Annotated in this window: 14 protein-coding genes; 13 read left to right on the top strand and 1 reads right to left on the bottom strand. The window is 59.0% G+C overall.

Going from position 1 to position 16,156, the window contains the following annotated elements; genetic code table 11:
* The first annotated feature begins 15 nt into the window (after window positions 1-15).
* The 11 genes from R3D51_06160 (at window position 16) to R3D51_06110 (ending at window position 13,178) form a co-directional block, all read left to right on the top strand.
* Window positions 16-1,506 carry an aldehyde dehydrogenase gene (locus tag R3D51_06160; protein ID MEZ5899061.1) on the top strand — a complete coding sequence of 497 codons (1,491 nt, stop codon included), beginning with the start codon at window positions 16-18 and terminating at the stop codon, window positions 1,504-1,506.
* An 18-nt stretch (window positions 1,507-1,524) separates the two neighbouring features.
* The gene (locus R3D51_06155; protein ID MEZ5899060.1) at window positions 1,525-2,976 is read left to right on the top strand and encodes an NAD-dependent succinate-semialdehyde dehydrogenase; all 1,452 of its coding nucleotides are present in this window, start codon (window positions 1,525-1,527) and stop codon (window positions 2,974-2,976) included.
* A 65-nt stretch (window positions 2,977-3,041) separates the two neighbouring features.
* Complete coding sequence (locus R3D51_06150) at window positions 3,042-4,142, top strand: spermidine/putrescine ABC transporter substrate-binding protein (GenBank protein MEZ5899059.1); 1,101 nt, start codon at window positions 3,042-3,044, stop codon at window positions 4,140-4,142.
* Window positions 4,143-4,266: 124 nt separating this feature from the next.
* A complete protein-coding gene (locus tag R3D51_06145) occupies window positions 4,267-5,178 on the top strand; it encodes an ABC transporter permease (protein ID MEZ5899058.1) in 912 nt (303 codons plus the stop codon).
* Between the two features lie 13 nt (window positions 5,179-5,191).
* Window positions 5,192-6,016, top strand: a complete 825-nt coding sequence (locus R3D51_06140; GenBank protein ID MEZ5899057.1) for an ABC transporter permease — start codon at window positions 5,192-5,194, stop codon at window positions 6,014-6,016.
* Between the two features lie 11 nt (window positions 6,017-6,027).
* On the top strand, window positions 6,028-7,182 hold the full coding sequence (locus R3D51_06135; GenBank protein ID MEZ5899056.1) for an ABC transporter ATP-binding protein: 1,155 nt from the start codon (window positions 6,028-6,030) through the stop codon (window positions 7,180-7,182).
* Between the two features lie 37 nt (window positions 7,183-7,219).
* A complete protein-coding gene (locus R3D51_06130; GenBank protein ID MEZ5899055.1) occupies window positions 7,220-8,419 on the top strand; it encodes an acyl-CoA dehydrogenase in 1,200 nt (399 codons plus the stop codon).
* Between the two features lie 17 nt (window positions 8,420-8,436).
* Window positions 8,437-9,732, top strand: a complete 1,296-nt coding sequence (gene gabT / locus R3D51_06125) for a 4-aminobutyrate--2-oxoglutarate transaminase (protein MEZ5899054.1) — start codon at window positions 8,437-8,439, stop codon at window positions 9,730-9,732.
* Window positions 9,733-9,821: 89 nt separating this feature from the next.
* The gene (locus R3D51_06120; protein MEZ5899053.1) at window positions 9,822-11,147 is read left to right on the top strand and encodes an aspartate aminotransferase family protein; all 1,326 of its coding nucleotides are present in this window, start codon (window positions 9,822-9,824) and stop codon (window positions 11,145-11,147) included.
* Window positions 11,148-11,182: 35 nt separating this feature from the next.
* Entirely contained in the window at window positions 11,183-12,679 is a 1,497-nt protein-coding gene (locus R3D51_06115) for a CoA-acylating methylmalonate-semialdehyde dehydrogenase (protein ID MEZ5899052.1), read from the top strand.
* 145 nt (window positions 12,680-12,824) lie between these two features.
* Window positions 12,825-13,178, top strand: coding sequence for a hypothetical protein (locus R3D51_06110; protein MEZ5899051.1), 354 nt, complete (start codon window positions 12,825-12,827; stop codon window positions 13,176-13,178).
* Between the two features lie 162 nt (window positions 13,179-13,340).
* Here R3D51_06110 and ald read toward each other — a convergent pair whose 3' ends face one another.
* Window positions 13,341-14,459, bottom strand: coding sequence for an alanine dehydrogenase (ald, locus tag R3D51_06105; GenBank protein ID MEZ5899050.1), 1,119 nt, complete (start codon window positions 14,457-14,459; stop codon window positions 13,341-13,343).
* A gap of 158 nt (window positions 14,460-14,617) precedes the next feature.
* Here ald and R3D51_06100 point away from each other — a divergent pair, with 158 nt between their 5' ends.
* Together R3D51_06100 and R3D51_06095 are read left to right on the top strand one after the other, a co-directional pair.
* Window positions 14,618-15,088, top strand: coding sequence for an Lrp/AsnC family transcriptional regulator (locus R3D51_06100; GenBank protein MEZ5899049.1), 471 nt, complete (start codon window positions 14,618-14,620; stop codon window positions 15,086-15,088).
* A gap of 216 nt (window positions 15,089-15,304) precedes the next feature.
* Window positions 15,305-16,051: a TorF family putative porin gene (locus R3D51_06095; GenBank protein ID MEZ5899048.1), complete on the top strand. Its 747-nt coding sequence runs from the start codon at window positions 15,305-15,307 to the stop codon at window positions 16,049-16,051.
* The last annotated feature ends 105 nt before the right edge of the window (window positions 16,052-16,156 follow it).

Here is a 16,156-nt window from a genome sequence, read left to right as displayed (position 1 = left end):
AGGAGAGCCGACGCCATGACATCGCTCGCCCATTTCGAAGCCCTGGCAGGCTCGATTGCCATTCCATCCAATGCTGTGATCGACGGCAGGATCACGCCTGCGCTGTCGGGAAAGACGTTTGAGAACGTATCTCCGCGCAACGGCCGCATTATCAACGCCGTTGCGGAAGGCGATGGCTCCGACATCGACGCCGCGGTCGCAAGCGCGCGTGCGGCGTTCGACGACGGCCGCTGGCGCAAGAAGCACTACAATGAAAAGAAGCGCATTCTGTTCAAGCTCGCCGACCTGATGAAACGCGATGCTGAACAGCTTGCCTTGCTCGAAAGCCTCGACGTCGGCAAGCCGATCAACGACTCTCTCAAAGTCGATATACCAGCGTCCATAAAGACCATGCGTTACTACGCAGAGGCGCTCGACAAGGTTTATGGCGAGGTCGGTCCGGAGACCTCCGACCGGATCTCGTTTGCCGTTCATGAGCCGTTGGGCGTCATCGGCTGCATCGTTCCGTGGAATTTCCCGCTGATGATGGCGGTGTGGAAAATCGCACCTGCGCTTGCAATGGGAAATTCCATCGTCCTCAAGCCAGCCGAGCAATCTCCTCTTACCGCGCTCAAGCTGGGCGAACTTGCGCTTGAAGCTGGCCTGCCACCCGGCGTTCTCAATGTCGTCCCTGGCTTCGGCGCTTCCGCCGGAAAGGCGCTGGCCTTGCATATGGACGTCGACATGATTGCGTTCACCGGATCGGGTCCAGTCGGCAAACTCCTGATGCAGTACTCGGGTCAATCGAACCTCAAGCGCGTCAGCTTGGAGCTTGGAGGCAAAAGCCCTCAAATCGTGTTTGCTGATTGCCCCGATTTGACGGCTGCCGCGGAACATGCAGCTTGGGGCATCTTCTACAATCAGGGCGAGGTCTGCACCGCCGCCTCCCGCCTGCTTGTGCATGAAGACATTGCGGACGCCTTCGTAGACAACCTCCTTGCTGTCGCGCGAGGCATCACACCCGGCGACCCGCTCAACCCAGATACGCGCTTTGGTGCGATGGTAAGCGAAGAGCAGATGAAGACCGCGCTTCGCTATATATCGAAGGCAAATTCCGAAGGCTGCGCGCTTAGGCTCGGCGGACGGCGAGCACGCGAGGAGACCGGCGGCTTTTACGTCGAGCCGACGGTGTTCGACGCCGTTGCAGCCGACGCAACGCTGTCGCGCGAGGAAGTCTTCGGGCCCGTCCTTGCCGTCACGCGCTTCTCCGACACGGAACAAGCCTTCAAGATGGCGAATGGTACAGTCTACGGCCTTGCTTCCGGCGTGTGGACGAAAGACGTGTCGCTCGCCCATCGCGCTGCCCGCGAGCTGCGGGCTGGCCTTGTATGGGTGAATGGCTGGGACGCCTGCGACATCACCATGCCGTTCGGAGGTTTCAAACAATCGGGCTTCGGGCGCGACCGTTCACTGCACGCACTCCACAAATATGCCGATCTCAAGTCCGTTTCCATCACACTACGCTAGAAGCAGAAGGAAGACGAAATGTCGACGCCCGCGCCCAAATATCCGACCGAAGCTCTGATCGACGGCAAGTGGGTGAAGGGCTCCAAGTCATTCGCGGTGACAGATCCGGCAACCGGCAAGACGATCGCGCAAGTCCCCGATCTTGGCCCCGCCGAGACGACAGCGGCCATCGACGCGGCGCATCGCGCATTGCCTGCGTGGTCAGCCAAGACCGCGAAAGAACGCGGCACCATTCTGCGCAAGTGGTTCGACCTGATGACCGCCGATACCGAGGCGCTTGCCGCGCTGATGACCAGCGAGCAAGGAAAGCCTCTGGCAGAAGCGCGCGGTGAGGTCGCCTATGGCGCCTCGTTCGTCGAATGGTTCTCCGAAGAGGGCAAACGCGCCTACGGGCACACAATTCCGACAACAGTCGCCTCGCGCCGCTACGTGACCATCAAACAGCCCATCGGCGTCGTCGCAGCCATCGCACCGTGGAATTTTCCAATCGCGATGATCACGCGCAAAGTTGCACCCGCTCTCGCCGCTGGCTGCACCATCGTTGTCAAACCGGCCGAGGACACGCCGTTGTGCGCCCTCGCGATCGCGAAACTGGCCATGGACGCAGGTGTGCCGCCGGGCGTCTTCAATGTCATCACCACGCAGCATGCACCCGCGGTCGGGAAGGTTCTGTGCGACGACCCCCGCGTTCGCAAACTCTCCTTCACCGGATCGACCTCCGTCGGCAAGGCGCTGTATCGTCAATGCGCCGATACGGTGAAGAAGCTGACGCTTGAGCTTGGCGGAAATGCCCCACTCCTCGTTTTCGACGATGCCGACCTCGATCAGGCAGTCGCGGGCGCCATGGCCTCGAAGTATCGCAACGCCGGACAGACCTGCGTTTGCGCCAATCGCATTCTCGTGCAATCGGGCATCTACGATCGCTTTGCGGCAGCCCTTGTGGAGGCGGTGAAGAAGCTCGAAGTCGGCCCTGGTCATAACTCCCAGTGCAACATCGGCCCGCTCATCAACAAAGACGCCATCACCAAGGTCAATGCGCTCACCGAGGACGCCATCGCGAAAGGCGCGAAGGTTCTCTACGGCGGCCAAGGACACGAAGCGGGCGACTTGTTCTTCACGCCGACCGTGCTCGGCGACATCAAGCCGAACATGTCGCTTGTGTCGGAAGAGATCTTCGGTCCCGTTGCGGCGCTGATGCGCTTTGAGACCGAAGCAGATGCCATTTCCCTTGCCAACGGAACACCCTTCGGCCTCGCGGCCTATCTGTTTTCGAGCAACCTCGCACGAGCCTGGCGCGTCGCAGAAAAGCTCGAAGCCGGCATGATCGGCGTAAACGAAGGGATCTTCTCGAACGAGGTCGTTCCATTCGGAGGCATCAAGGAATCCGGACTTGGCCGCGAAGGCGCAGCCGAAGGCTTGGATGAATATCTGGAGATCAAATACCTCTGTCTCGGCGGTATCGACGCGTAAGACGTCGCCGCGAGGTCGAGGAAGGCGAACCATTTGTCAGTCTATCGAATGTTGGAGGTACAGTAATGACACAAGACATCATGGCACTCTTCAATTCCAAGCGATCTCGGCGATCCGTGCTGCAGGGGCTCGGCGCGGCCGCAATCGGGCTGACGTTTGCCCCACGCGGCACATCGAGCGCATTTGCCGATGAAGAAAAGAAACTCAACTTCTACAATTGGGACACCTACATCGGTGAAACCACGCTTGACGACTTCAAGGCAGCGACCGGTATTGACGTCAACATGAGCCTGTTTGCGACCAACGACGAGTTGTTCGCAAAGTTGCGCGCTGGTAATCCCGGCTTCGACGTCATCGTGCCCGGCAGCGAGTTCGTCGAGCGCATGATCCAGGCGGATCTGCTAATGCCGCTCGATCATTCCAAGATCCCCAACATCAAGAATGTCTCGCCTGAGTTCATCAACGATGCGCCCTACGATCCAGGCCGCAAGTATTCGATGCCCTACACGTGGCTGGTCATCGGCATCGGCTATCGCAAGTCGAAAGTAAACGGGACGCCCGACAGCTGGAAGATCTTGTTCGAGAGCGATGAGCACAAGGGCAAGATCGCCGTCATGTCAGACGCGAGCGAATTGTATCGCCACGTCGTCAAGTATCTGGGCCACTCCATCAACGGCCTGACGCCGGAATTGATCAAGCAGGCCGAAGAAATCCTCAAGAAGCAGAAGCCGAACATCAAGGCATTCCATGAGGACAACGGCCAGGACCTCCTGCTCTCGGGCGAAGTCGATGTCGTCATGGAATACAACGGCGACATCGCGCAGATCATGGTCGAGGATGACGACATCAATTTCATCGTACCAAAGGAAGGCGCGATGAAGCAGTCAGATACTCTCGCCATTCCGAAAGGCGCACCGCATCCTGAGAATGCACATGCGTTCATAAACAATATTCTCGACGCCAAAGTCGGTGCCGAGATCTACAAGACGATAAAGTACCCATCGCCAAATTCCGCCGCGACCGCGCTGATGGATGACTCCTACAAGAACAACCCCGTCATCTTCCCGCCTGCCGATCTCGTGGCCAAGTGCGAATATCCGCGCTACGCGGGTGAGGAGATTACCCGCCTTCTCGATGAGTCACTTACCCGCCTGCGCGCGGACTGATCGCAGCACTCACCTCCCCGTGCCTGGGGAGAGGGAAAGGGCGAAGGCTTCGACATCCGTCGTGGCCGCCTCCCTTTCCCAAAGGTGTCACGCTCATAGGAGCACGTCTGGCCGGGAAACGATCATGGCACTCGAAAAGCAGAGCAGGGCAGCATTCTGGACAACGGTTCTACCGCCCACGTTATGGATAGCGATATTCTTTCTGATCCCGCTCGGAATCGTGTGGGCGTACTCGTTTGGACAAAACGAGGGCTTAACAGGTGTTACGATCACCGGAACGTTCAACAACTATATCCGCGCGTTCCAACCGCTCTATCTGCAGATCTTCGGCAAGTCGTTTGCCGTTGCTGGTTTGACGACGCTGCTATGCTTGATCATCGGCTTTCCGGTCGCTCTGGCCATCGTCTTTGCGAGCGAACGGGCGCGTCCGATACTGCTGATGCTGGTGATGTTGCCGTTCTGGACCAACCTGCTGATCCGTACCTATGCCCTCATGGCTGTATTGCGCACCGATGGCTTCGCCAATTGGACGCTAGGATGGCTGTGGAACCAAGGGAGCACGCTTGCCGCCTTCATTGGCCTGCAGCCGTTCTCCGCGTTCGAGCCATTTGAACTTCTCTATAACAACTTTGCCGTCGTGGTCGGCTTGGTTTACGTGCATCTGCCGTTCATGGTTCTGCCGCTGTATGCCGCACTCGATCGCCTCGACAAGTCATTGATGGAGGCGAGCCTCGACCTTGGCGCTGGTCACCTACGCACGCTGTTCTCCGTAGTCGTACCGCTCGCACTGCCCGGTATCGTCTCAGGCGTCATCATCACCTTCGTGCCCGCGCTTGGTGCCTACCTCACACCGGACCTTCTCGGTGGCCCGGATAGCCAGATGATCGCCAACGTCATCGAACGCCAATTCAAGCGGGCGAACGATTGGCCCTTTGGCGCAGCACTGTCATTCCTGCTGATGTACGCAACGTTCGCCACGATCGCTTTGCGCGCCTATCTCAACCGCGGCAAGCCCGCGGACGGCCACGGCATCTGAGGGGAGGAATGAGATGAGCGACCGGCCAGCCCCACTCGAATACAACCGCCTGTGGCCCATGCGTCTGTGGCTCGCAGGTGTGTTCTTTTTCCTCTACGCGCCACTTATGGCGCTGATTGCATTTTCCTTCAACGACAGCAAGCGCATCATTGTCTGGAAAGGCTTCACCTTCAAATACTACGACAAGCTGTTCCACAACGACAGCCTCATGCTAGCATTTGCCAACTCACTCACGATTGCCCTGGTAACGACGCTGATATCGCTCGTGCTGGGAGCGCTCGCGGCAGTCATGCTTTGGAGGTTCAAATTCCCATTCAAGGGCGCCATCGAAGGCACGCTGTCTTTGCCTATCGTGGTGCCTGAAATCTGCATGGGTGTCGCCATGCTGCTATTCTTCTCACGCGTCATTCCCTGGCCGCACGACCTACCCTGGCCGCTCAGCCTTGGCGCTATCATCATCGCGCACGTATCCTTCTGCTTCCCGTTCGTTGCTATGGTCGTGCGCGCGCGCCTCGCGAGCTTCAATAATGAACAGGAAGAGGCCGCGCGCGACCTGGGCGCATCCGACTGGCAAGCATTCCGCGATGTCTTGCTGCCTCACATGAAGCCCGCCCTGATCGCCGGCGCGCTCCTCTCGTTCACGCTATCTCTCGACGATTTCGTTATTACGTTTTTCACCTCCGGACCCAACACCGTAACCTTCCCCGTGAAGGTGTATTCCATGGTCCGCTTCTCGGTGACGCCCGAGGTCAATGCCGCATCCACCATGCTGATCCTTCTTACCGTCGCGCTGATGGTGCTGATGATGATCGGACAGAAGAAATCCAATTCGAGTTGAGGAGCAAAGTAATGGACCAACTCGCGCAACGCACCAACGATGCGGCGGCAGATAAGCCAATCATCTCGTTTCGCAACATCGTGAAGCGGTTTGGATCGATGACGGCTGTCGACAACGTGTCGCTCGATATCATGCCGGGAGAATTCTTCGCGCTCCTCGGCCCCTCCGGATGCGGGAAGACGACGCTTCTGCGCATGCTGGCGGGCTTCGAGGTTCCAACCGAAGGCGCCGTCTTCATCGACGGACAAGATATGGGCGAGACGCCACCCAACAAGCGGCCCGTCAACATGGTGTTTCAGTCGTACGCCGTCTTCCCCCACATGACGGTCGCCGACAATGTCGCCTACGGACTCAAGATTGACGGGCTGCCAAAGGAAGAAATCCAGGCGCGGGTGCAGGAGGCTCTCGACCTCGTGCAGCTCGGCCATCTGGGTGCGCGCAAACCTGATCAGCTATCGGGCGGACAGCGTCAGCGTGTGGCTTTAGCTCGCGCACTCATCAAGCGGCCCAAGGTCCTGCTTCTCGATGAGCCACTCTCCGCGCTCGATGCCAAATTGCGCGAAGCCATGCGCTTTGAGCTTTCGCAACTCCAGCAGAAGGTCGGCATCACATTCATCATGGTGACCCACGATCAGGACGAAGCTCTCGCCATCGCTTCACGCATCGCCGTCATGCACAAAGGAGCGATTGCGCAGCTGGGTACGCCCAATGATCTCTACGAGTTTCCAGCCTCGCGCTTCGTCGCGGACTTCATCGGATCGGTCAACATGTTCGAAGGCAAGCTGACCAAGGATGGAACCGATGAAGCCGTCGTGGCCTGCCCGGACCTTGCACCGCATAGCGTTTACATGCCGCACAGTTCGCCCGGTAACGCTGGATCTTCCGTATGGGTTGCCATTCGGCCCGAGAAGATCAATCTGCACAAGGATGCCGGTGAGCCGCCCGCAGTGCCGGAGTGCCCGGCCGCCCACAACGTCGCACGCGGTGAGATCAAGGAAGTCTCATATTTAGGCGATACGTCTATCTTCCACGTTCAGCTGCCCTCGGGACAGTTGCTTCGTGTCTCCCGCCCCAACCGTTCGCGTTACGATCAGGAGCACTTCGATTGGGGAGACACTGTGTGGGTTAGCTGGACCGGCTCCAGCCCTGTTGTTCTGTTGTCATGATCGCCATACGCCAACTCCCTTGAGGTCAGAATACGAAATGTCAGCGCGAAACAACCATTCCGGGCAAGCTGCTTTCTCCTGGGCAGATCCACTCGCCTTCGACGACGCGCTGAGCGATGACGAGCGCCTGCTTGCAGATAGCGCCCGCAAGTTTGCCGAAGACAAGCTGATGCCGCGCGTGCGCGATGACTTCCGCAATGAAAGCTTCGACCGATCCATCATGACGGACATGGGGGCCATGGGCTTTCTTGGGCCGACGATCCCGGAGGAATACGGCGGCACGGGGCTGAGCTACGTCGGCTACGGCCTGATTGCCCGGGAAGTCGAACGTATCGACAGCGGTTATCGCTCAGCTCTGAGCGTGCAATCGAGCCTCGTTATGTACCCGATCTTCGCGTACGGCAGCGATGAGCAGCGCCGCAAATATTTACCGGGCCTTGCTTCGGGCGAACTCGTCGGCGCATTTGGATTGACAGAACCCGACCACGGCTCCGATCCCGCCGGCATGACGACGCGCGCCGTTCGCGTATCGGACGGCTACAAACTGTCCGGCACCAAAACGTGGATTTCGAACTCACCCATCGCCGACGTCATGGTGGTGTGGGCCAAGACCGATGGCGGCATCATCCGCGGCTTCATTCTGGAGCGCGGCATGAAGGGGCTTTCGACGCCCAAAATCGCAGGCAAAGTCGGACTGCGTGCGTCCGCCACCGGCGAGATCGTCATGGATGACGTGGTGGTTTCCGAAAGCCATCTGCTGCCGAATGTGGAGGGTCTCAAAGGTCCTTTCGGATGTCTCAACAATGCACGTCTCGGCATTGCCTGGGGCGCACTCGGCGCTGCGGAATTTTGCTGGCATGCCGCGCGCCAATATGCACTGGACCGCAAACAGTTCGGTCAACCGCTTGCCGCCAACCAGCTGATCCAGAAAAAACTTGCCGACATGCAGACTGAAATCACGCTCGGCCTCCATGCTTGCCTTCGAGCAACTCGCCTCAAGGATGAAGGACGTCTCGCGAGTGAAGCGATCTCACTGATAAAGCGGAACAGCTGCGGCAAAGCCCTGGAGATCGCGCGCGTCGCACGCGACATCCACGGCGGCAACGGCATTTCCGACGAGTATCACGTCATCCGTCACATGGTGAACCTCGAGGCCGTCAACACCTACGAGGGCACGCACGACATTCACGCCTTGATCCTGGGCCGCGCACAGACCGGCATTCAGGCATTTTTTTGATCCTTATGGAGACCCACATGCCGACCTCAGCCGAGCTTCACGTCCGCCGCCAGAATGCGGTTGCGCGCGGCATTGGACACGCAACCGCAATCTACGCCAAGAAGGCCAAAAACGCAGAGATCTGGAGCGAAGACGGCAAGCGCTACATCGATTTCGGTGCGGGGATCGCGGTGGTCAACACCGGGCATCAGCATCCGCGCATCGTGGATGCAATCAAAGCGCAGCTCGACGCTTTCACGCATGTCTGCTTCCAAGTCACGCCGCACGAGAACTACATCTCTCTGGCAGAGCGCCTGAACGCGATCGCGCCGGTGCCCCAGCCTGCCAAATCCATGCTTGTCTCGACCGGCGCCGAAGCGGTTGAGAACGCCATCAAGATTGCGCGCGCCTATACCGGCCGTTCCGGCGTGATCTCGTTTGGCGGCGGCTTCCACGGACGCACGCACATCGGCATGGCGCTGACCGGAAAGGTCGTGCCCTATAAGAAGGGCTTTGGCCCGTTCCCGCCTGACATTCACCACGCCATGTTCCCGAACACCTATCACGGCGTGACGAGCGAGCAGAGCTTTGCGAGCCTCAAGCATCTCTTCAAAAGCACTATTGATCCTTCAAACGTTTCGGCGATCATCATCGAGCCGGTGCAGGGAGAAGGCGGCTTCAACATCGCACCTGTAGACTTCCTGAGGTCCCTACGCGCGCTGTGCGACGAGCATGGCATCCTGCTGATCGGCGATGAAATCCAAACCGGCTTCGCGCGCACCGGAAAGATGTTTGCACTTGAGCATGCGGGCGTGAAGGCCGATATCGTCACCATGGCAAAAGGTCTGGCGGGCGGAATGCCGCTGGCGGCAATCGTCGGCCGTGCCGAAGTGATGGATGCGGCCAACCCCGGCGGCCTTGGCGGCACTTACGCTGGAAATCCCGTCGCCTGCGCCGCCGCTCACACGGTCCTCGACATCATCGAGGACGAAGACCTCTGCAGCCGCTCCAACGCCATCGGCACCATAATCACCACGCGCCTCAAGGAACTCAAGGAGCGCTCCAACCTCAATTGCTTCGGTGATATAAGAGGTCTTGGTGCTATGTGCGCGTTGGAACTGGTGAAGAATGGATCGAGCCACGAGCCCGACGCGGCACTGACAGCAAATCTTCTCAAAGCCGCCAACGAACGCGGCCTGATCTTGTTGTCGTGCGGCACATACGGAAATGTAATTCGGTTCCTCGTTCCCCTCACCGCCAGCGACGACCTGGTGCAGGAGGGCATGGACGTCTTTGCCGAAAGCCTGACCGACGCCGTCAGCCGTACGACCTGAGTGTACGGCGCACTCACTTTGGCCGCGCACCGCTTGGCGCGCGAACAAATCTAATTCAGCTCCCTTCAGGGACAGGCACGCGCCTGGACATGGCCATGAACATACATAGCAAGACCAACGATCTTTCAGCCTTCTGGATGCCTTTCACCGCAAACCGGCAATTCAAGAAAGCGCCGCGTATTTTCGTCGGCGCTAAAGACATGCATTACGTAACCGACGACGGCCGCAAGGTGCTGGACGGCACCGCAGGGCTTTGGTGCGTGAATGCCGGGCACTGCCGCCCCAAAATCGCGGAGGCGGTCGCCAAGCAGGCCGCAACTCTAGACTATGCCGGAACCTTCCAGATGGGGCATGACAAGGCATTCGAGGCCGCGTCGCGTCTTGTCAACATTGCGCCCAAGGGCTTCGAGAACGTGTTTTTCACAAACTCGGGTTCGGAGTCCGTTGAGACCGCTCTGAAAATGGCGATCGCCTACCATCGCGCAAAAGGCAACGCCACCAAGGTCCGCATGATCGGACGCGAGCGGGGCTACCACGGTGTCAATTTCGGTGGGACGTCCGTCGGCGGCATTTCGAATAATCGCAAGATGTTCGGCGCGCTGCTTCCCGGCGTCGATCACCTTCGCCACACGCATGATCTCGCCCGCAATGCTTTTTCGCGCGGACAACCCGCACACGGCGCTGAGCTTGCGGATGATCTGGAAAGGCTCGTGGCCCTGCACGACGCCTCAACCATCGCAGCCTGCATAGTCGAGCCGGTCGCCTGCTCGACGGGCGTTCTCATTCCGCCCAACGGCTACCTGGAGAGATTGGCGGCGATCTGCGCAAAGCACGACATTCTGTTGATCTTCGATGAGGTGATAACTGCGTTCGGGCGCCTTGGCGCTCCCTTCGGCACCGACTACTTCGGTGTCACGCCCGACATCATCACCACCGCGAAAGGTATCACCAACGGCGTCGTTCCTTTCGGCGGCGTGTTCGTTTCCTCCAAGGTGTTTGATGCGTTCATGCAAGGACCGGAGGACGTGATCGACTTCTTCCATGGCTACACGTACTCCGGGCATCCAATTGCCTCGGCGGCTTGCATCGCGACACTCGATACCTATCAGGAGGAAGGACTCCTCACACGCGCCAAGGAACTTGCGCCCTACTGGGAAGAGCGCCTGCACGCCCTACGCGGCATGCCGCACGTCATCGATCTGCGTAACATCGGTCTGATCGGAGCTATCGAGGTCGAACCGATCCCAGGCCAGCCTGCCAAACGCGCCTTCGATCTGTTCATCAAGGCATTCGAAGCTGGACTTCTGATCCGCCAGACCGGAGACATTATCGCTCTGTCACCGCCTCTCATTATTTCGAAGGACCAGATCGACCAGCTCTTCGACATTATGACCAAGGCCCTCAAGGCGAGCTAACTTATAAATAACAAGCAACGACGAGACTGTTGATTATGGAAACGATCCCGAATGGCATCGGCGGACGCAAAGTAGCTTCGGCGTCCCAGCGCTTCTCCCCCGTATTCAATCCAGCCACCGGCGAGGAAGTCGCGCGCCTTCCGCTCTCAGAGGTGGCGGAAGTCAATGCGGCCGTCGCGGTGGCAAAGAAAGCTGCCGCGACTTGGGCCACCACGCCGCCGACCAAGCGCGTAAAGCCGATGTTCAAGTTCAAGGAGCTGCTGGAAAAGAACGCCGATAAAATTGCGCGAGCTATTTCCGCCGAACATGGCAAGACCCACGCCGACGCGCTTGGCGAGCTTCAGCGCGGCATCGACGTCGTCGATTTCGCGTGCGGCATACCGCATCTTTTGAAGGGCGAATATTCGCGCAACGTCGGCCCCGACATCGACTCATGGTCTGACCGTCAGCCGCTCGGCGTCGTCGCCGGCATCACGCCGTTCAACTTCCCCGCTATGGTGCCGATGTGGATGTATCCCGTCGCCATCGCATGTGGAAACACGTTCATCTTGAAACCGTCGGAGCGCGACCCTTCGGCTGTCATGCTTGCCTGGGAGCTGTTTCAGGAGGCAGGCTTCCCCGAAGGCGTCCTCAACGTCGTGCACGGCGACAAGGCGGCAGTCGACGCTATTCTCGATCACCCAGATATCGCCGCGGTCTCCTTCGTCGGGTCGACGCCGATTGCGCAGTACGTCTACGCGCGAGGCTGCGCCAACGGCAAGCGCATCCAAGCGTTGGGCGGCGCCAAGAACCATATGATCGTCATGCCGGACGCCGATATGGACCAGGCCGTCGATGCCCTGATGGGCGCTGGCTATGGATCGGCTGGCGAGCGGTGCATGGCAATCTCCGTCGCCGTGCCCGTGGGCGAGAAAACCGCCGACAAGTTGGTCGAAGCGCTCGCGCCTAAGGTGCGCAGCCTCAAAGTTGGCCCGGCGACCGACCCGGATAGCGAGATGGGTCCGGTCGTCACTGCGCAGGCCAAGCAGCGCATTACCCATCTTATAGATTCCGGCGTGAAGGAAGGCGCCGAACTCGTCGTCGATGGACGCGGGTTCAAACTGCAGGGCTATGAAAACGGGTTCTTCCTCGGAGGCACGTTATTCGACCGCGTGACCAAGGAGATGGAGATCTACAAGCAGGAGATATTCGGTCCTGTTCTGTCGGTGGTGCGCGCAGGCTCATACGACGAGGCTGCGCACCTCATCAACAGCCACGAATACGGCAACGGAACTGCGATCTTCACCCGCGACGGCGACGCCGCACGCGCATTTGCCGACCGCATCGAAGTCGGCATGGTAGGCATCAACGTCCCAATCCCCGTGCCCGTGGCCTATCATTCGTTCGGCGGCTGGAAACGCTCGCTGTTCGGCGATCACTCAATTTATGGACCGGAGGGCGTGCGATTTTACACGCGGCTCAAGACCATCACCGCCCGTTGGCCTACCGGCATCCGTAAAGGTGCGGAATTCAATTTCCCGAGCCTGAAGTAGAAAAGCACGAACCGGTACGCCTCGTTGGGGCCCTAGCGACTGACCACAATCAGGCGATGGCGTTTGTGCGCCATTGGCGAAATCCGCCACGCACGGTAGATTAGCAGTTGTTCGCCTGAATTTCGCAGTGCCTGGAGCACACAACATGGCGGCTACGCTCAGCAGTTTCATAACCCGCGCACGCGCCTCCGTTATTGAGCGCTATATGCGCCTGCCAACGCTGCTGCGTTTTCTCAGCCGGCATCTGGCTTTTGGCGTGGCCGTCGGAATCGCGTTTGCGGCACTGATTTTGATGTCGAATATCTCCGGCATCAAAGACCTCATCGAGGAATCGGAAAATCCCTACCTCGCGGTAGCCCTTCTTTACGCGATGAACGCACTGACGTTCGCCAGCCTCGCGATGGGCATCGCAGTAATGACCATGCCGATGGGTGATCCTTGCGATATGCGCGATCCGGAAGACAAAGGCGACGATGACGACAAGGAAGACGACAGCTGAGCAAACTCATCGCTCTTGTCGAGCCGCACACCGTATTCGCGCTGATGCAGTGACCTTCTGCCTTTCCTTAGCCCCAAAAAAGCAGGCCAGCTTCGGATGAAGCTGGCCTGTTCTTCTTGTGACGCCCGGAGGAATGGCGGGCGGCACGGGGGTTCCGTAAGTTTACTCGGCGGCCACAGCGAAGTTGGCTTCCAGGCGGTCAAATCCCAGCGAGGCAGCAACAGCGGCGTGCGTGATGCGGCCGGCTTTGACGTTCAGACCCGCAGCAAGATGACGGTCGTCATCAAGCGCCGCCACACCCTTGTCTGCAAGCTTGAGAACGAAGGGCAAGGTGGCATTGTTGAGTGCCTGTGCGCTCGTGGAGGGCACCGCGCCGGGCATGTTGGCCACGCAATAGTGAATCACCCCGTCAACCTGATAGGTCGGCTCGGCATGTGTCGTGGGACGCGACGTTTCAAAGCAGCCGCCCTGATCGATGGCAACGTCGACCAGAACAGACCCCTTCTTCATGTCCTTGAGCATGGCGCGCGTCACCAGCTTGGGTGCGGAAGCGCCAGGAACCAGAACCGCACCAATCACGGCGTCAGCGGCGAGAACTTCCGTCTCGATCGCGTCGAGGGTCGATGCCAGCGTCCGCACGCGCCCTTCGAACAACTCGTCGAGCTGGCGAAGGCGGGGAATCGAACGGTCGATGATGGTGACGTCCGCGCCCAGGCCAACCGCCATGCGCGCAGCGTGCGTGCCAACGACACCGCCGCCCAGTACAACAACTTTCGCCGGCTTGACCCCGGGAACGCCACCCATCAGCACGCCTCGTCCACCGGTTGGACGACGCAGAGCCAAGGCGGCGGCCTCGATGGAAAGCCGTCCGGCGACTTCGCTCATCGGCGCCAGAAGCGGAAGTCCACCCTGAGCGTCCGTAACCGTTTCATACGCAATCGCCGTCGCGCCTGAGGCCATGAGGCCGCGGGCCTGCTCTGCGTCGGGTGCCAGGTGGAGATAGGTGAACAGGATCTGGTGCGGCTTCAGGCGATTGTATTCGACGGCCTGCGGCTCCTTCACCTTCACGATCATGTCGGCTTCGGCAAAGACTGCTTCGGCGGTCGGGACGATCCGGGCGCCAGCTTTCACGTAAGCCGCATCGTCCGCGAAGATGCCCTCGCCAGCGCCTGACTGAACGAGGACCTCATGCCCGCGGGCAGTGATCTCGCGCACCGATGAGGGCACCAGACCAACACGAAACTCGTTGCTCTTGATTTCCGTAGGAACGCCGATCCGCATTTTGGTTCTCCGCTGTGGTTGGCGCTTCGCCATGTCTGTCGTTGATGTGAATCATGCCTCAGCCTCCGGTTTATTACGGCGCGAATTTCGTTGCCATATGGCCACAAATTGCATATATACTGCGCTAGTTTTAATTTTTGCGCAGGATTTCTGCAATTATGCATCTAGATGCGCTGGATAAGGCGATCCTCGACGCGCTTTCCCATGATGCACGGCAATCGCAGGTGCAACTTGCTGAGAGAATTCCCCTTTCCGCCACCGCGATTGCGCGCCGGATTCGGCAGCTTGAACGCGACGGGGTCATAGAGGGCTATGCGGCCAAGCTTAATCGCGACGCGCTCGGCCTGCACATGACGGCGTTCATCCAGATCGCATTGAAAAGTCAGAACGAAGAGCTGCTGGCAGCTTTCGAAAGGGCGGCGGCGGCATCGCCGAACATCGTCTCTTGCCACCTGATGTCCGGCGACGACGACTATCTCCTGACGGTACTGGCACGCGATCTAGCCGATTTTGAACGGATCCATAAGGAGCAGCTCTCTCGATTGCCCGGTGTGGCGCGACTCAAATCCAGTTTCTCGCTGCGTGAAGTTGCGCACAGGCCACTTCCGACCAATCTCTTGACGCGTTGAACCAGCCTAAAACTTAAGCAAGTCGAAAGGATTTGATGCAGGAAACTCGTTCATAGTGACGAATATGCAACGCCGATCTGCAAGCACCGCTGTGTGGCGAAGTATTGCTTGAGTGATCGGTCACAATTCTGGTTCCTTAGCGTTACCGCGAACGAAAGAGTCGGGCTTCCGGTCCACATCGTTCGCCTAGACATCAAGGGACGGGGGTCCATTACTATGAATAAGTTCACCAAGCTGGCTGGCGTTGCGGCTCTCGCCAGCACTGCACTCGCGGGCGCTGCAAACGCAGAAGATCGCGCTTTCGAATGGTCAATCACCGTCGGTGGCACCAGCGATTACGTCTTCCGCGGTTTGTCTCTCAATAACGAAGAGCCGGCGGCTCAGGGTTCTGTCGATATGTCCTACGGCATCTTCTATGCCGGTGCATGGGCATCGAACGTCGGCGTTAAGGGCGACGGCGCTTACGCTCCGATGGAGCTCGACCTTTACGCGGGCATCAAGCCGACGTGGGATCGGTTCACCTTCGACTTCGGCTTGATCGGTTACCTGTATCCGATCGCTGACGATCCGGGTAACTACCTGGAACTGAAGGCTGGCGTTTCGACCGAGATCTTTAAGAACCTGTCGGGCGGCGTAACGTTCTATTACACCCCTGATCAGAGCAACTATCCGACGACCTGGACGGTCGAAGGCACTTTGGCTTACGAGCTGCCTCAGATGCATATCTTCACGCCGACGCTTAGCGGCACCTTGGGCTACTCGGATGATCCCGATAACGCTGGTGCTTTCTCGGGCCTTACCGACAACTACACCTACTGGAACGTTGGTCTTGCTCTCGCAGTCGAGAAGTTCACCTTCGACTTCCGCTACTGGGACACCAACCTCGATCAGACGCCGGGTGACACCTACACCGGTCTGTCGGACAGCCGTTTCGTCTTCTCTGTGAAGGCTACGCTTCCCTAATAAGCTCTTCCCATCCGGAGCAGAATCGGAGCCGGGGCCCTTGTGGCCCCGGTTTTCGTTTTGGGAGTTCGGTGAACGGTGGTTGGTCGACTTATTTAGATTATT

The sequence above is a fragment of the Hyphomicrobiaceae bacterium genome (assembly GCA_041397645.1).
In the GTDB taxonomy this organism is placed as follows: Bacteria; Pseudomonadota; Alphaproteobacteria; order Rhizobiales; family Hyphomicrobiaceae; genus Hyphomicrobium_B.
The sequence above is the reverse complement of the archived record's forward strand: the minus strand, read 5'-3'. Positions and strand labels throughout refer to the sequence as shown.

What these genes read in the sequence shown, in the direction of transcription:
- R3D51_06160 (MEZ5899061.1), top strand. Translation starts at nt 16, where the DNA reads ATGACATCGCTCGCCCATTTCGAAGCCCTGGCAGGCTCGATTGCCATT.
- R3D51_06155 (MEZ5899060.1), top strand. Translation starts at nt 1,525, where the DNA reads ATGTCGACGCCCGCGCCCAAATATCCGACCGAAGCTCTGATCGACGGC.
- R3D51_06150 (MEZ5899059.1), top strand. Translation starts at nt 3,042, where the DNA reads ATGACACAAGACATCATGGCACTCTTCAATTCCAAGCGATCTCGGCGA.
- R3D51_06145 (MEZ5899058.1), top strand. Translation starts at nt 4,267, where the DNA reads ATGGCACTCGAAAAGCAGAGCAGGGCAGCATTCTGGACAACGGTTCTA.
- R3D51_06140 (MEZ5899057.1), top strand. Translation starts at nt 5,192, where the DNA reads ATGAGCGACCGGCCAGCCCCACTCGAATACAACCGCCTGTGGCCCATG.
- R3D51_06135 (MEZ5899056.1), top strand. Translation starts at nt 6,028, where the DNA reads ATGGACCAACTCGCGCAACGCACCAACGATGCGGCGGCAGATAAGCCA.
- R3D51_06130 (MEZ5899055.1), top strand. Translation starts at nt 7,220, where the DNA reads ATGTCAGCGCGAAACAACCATTCCGGGCAAGCTGCTTTCTCCTGGGCA.
- gabT (MEZ5899054.1), top strand. Translation starts at nt 8,437, where the DNA reads ATGCCGACCTCAGCCGAGCTTCACGTCCGCCGCCAGAATGCGGTTGCG.
- R3D51_06120 (MEZ5899053.1), top strand. Translation starts at nt 9,822, where the DNA reads ATGGCCATGAACATACATAGCAAGACCAACGATCTTTCAGCCTTCTGG.
- R3D51_06115 (MEZ5899052.1), top strand. Translation starts at nt 11,183, where the DNA reads ATGGAAACGATCCCGAATGGCATCGGCGGACGCAAAGTAGCTTCGGCG.
- R3D51_06110 (MEZ5899051.1), top strand. Translation starts at nt 12,825, where the DNA reads ATGGCGGCTACGCTCAGCAGTTTCATAACCCGCGCACGCGCCTCCGTT.
- ald (MEZ5899050.1), bottom strand. Translation starts at nt 14,459, where the DNA reads ATGCGGATCGGCGTTCCTACGGAAATCAAGAGCAACGAGTTTCGTGTT.
- R3D51_06100 (MEZ5899049.1), top strand. Translation starts at nt 14,618, where the DNA reads ATGCATCTAGATGCGCTGGATAAGGCGATCCTCGACGCGCTTTCCCAT.
- R3D51_06095 (MEZ5899048.1), top strand. Translation starts at nt 15,305, where the DNA reads ATGAATAAGTTCACCAAGCTGGCTGGCGTTGCGGCTCTCGCCAGCACT.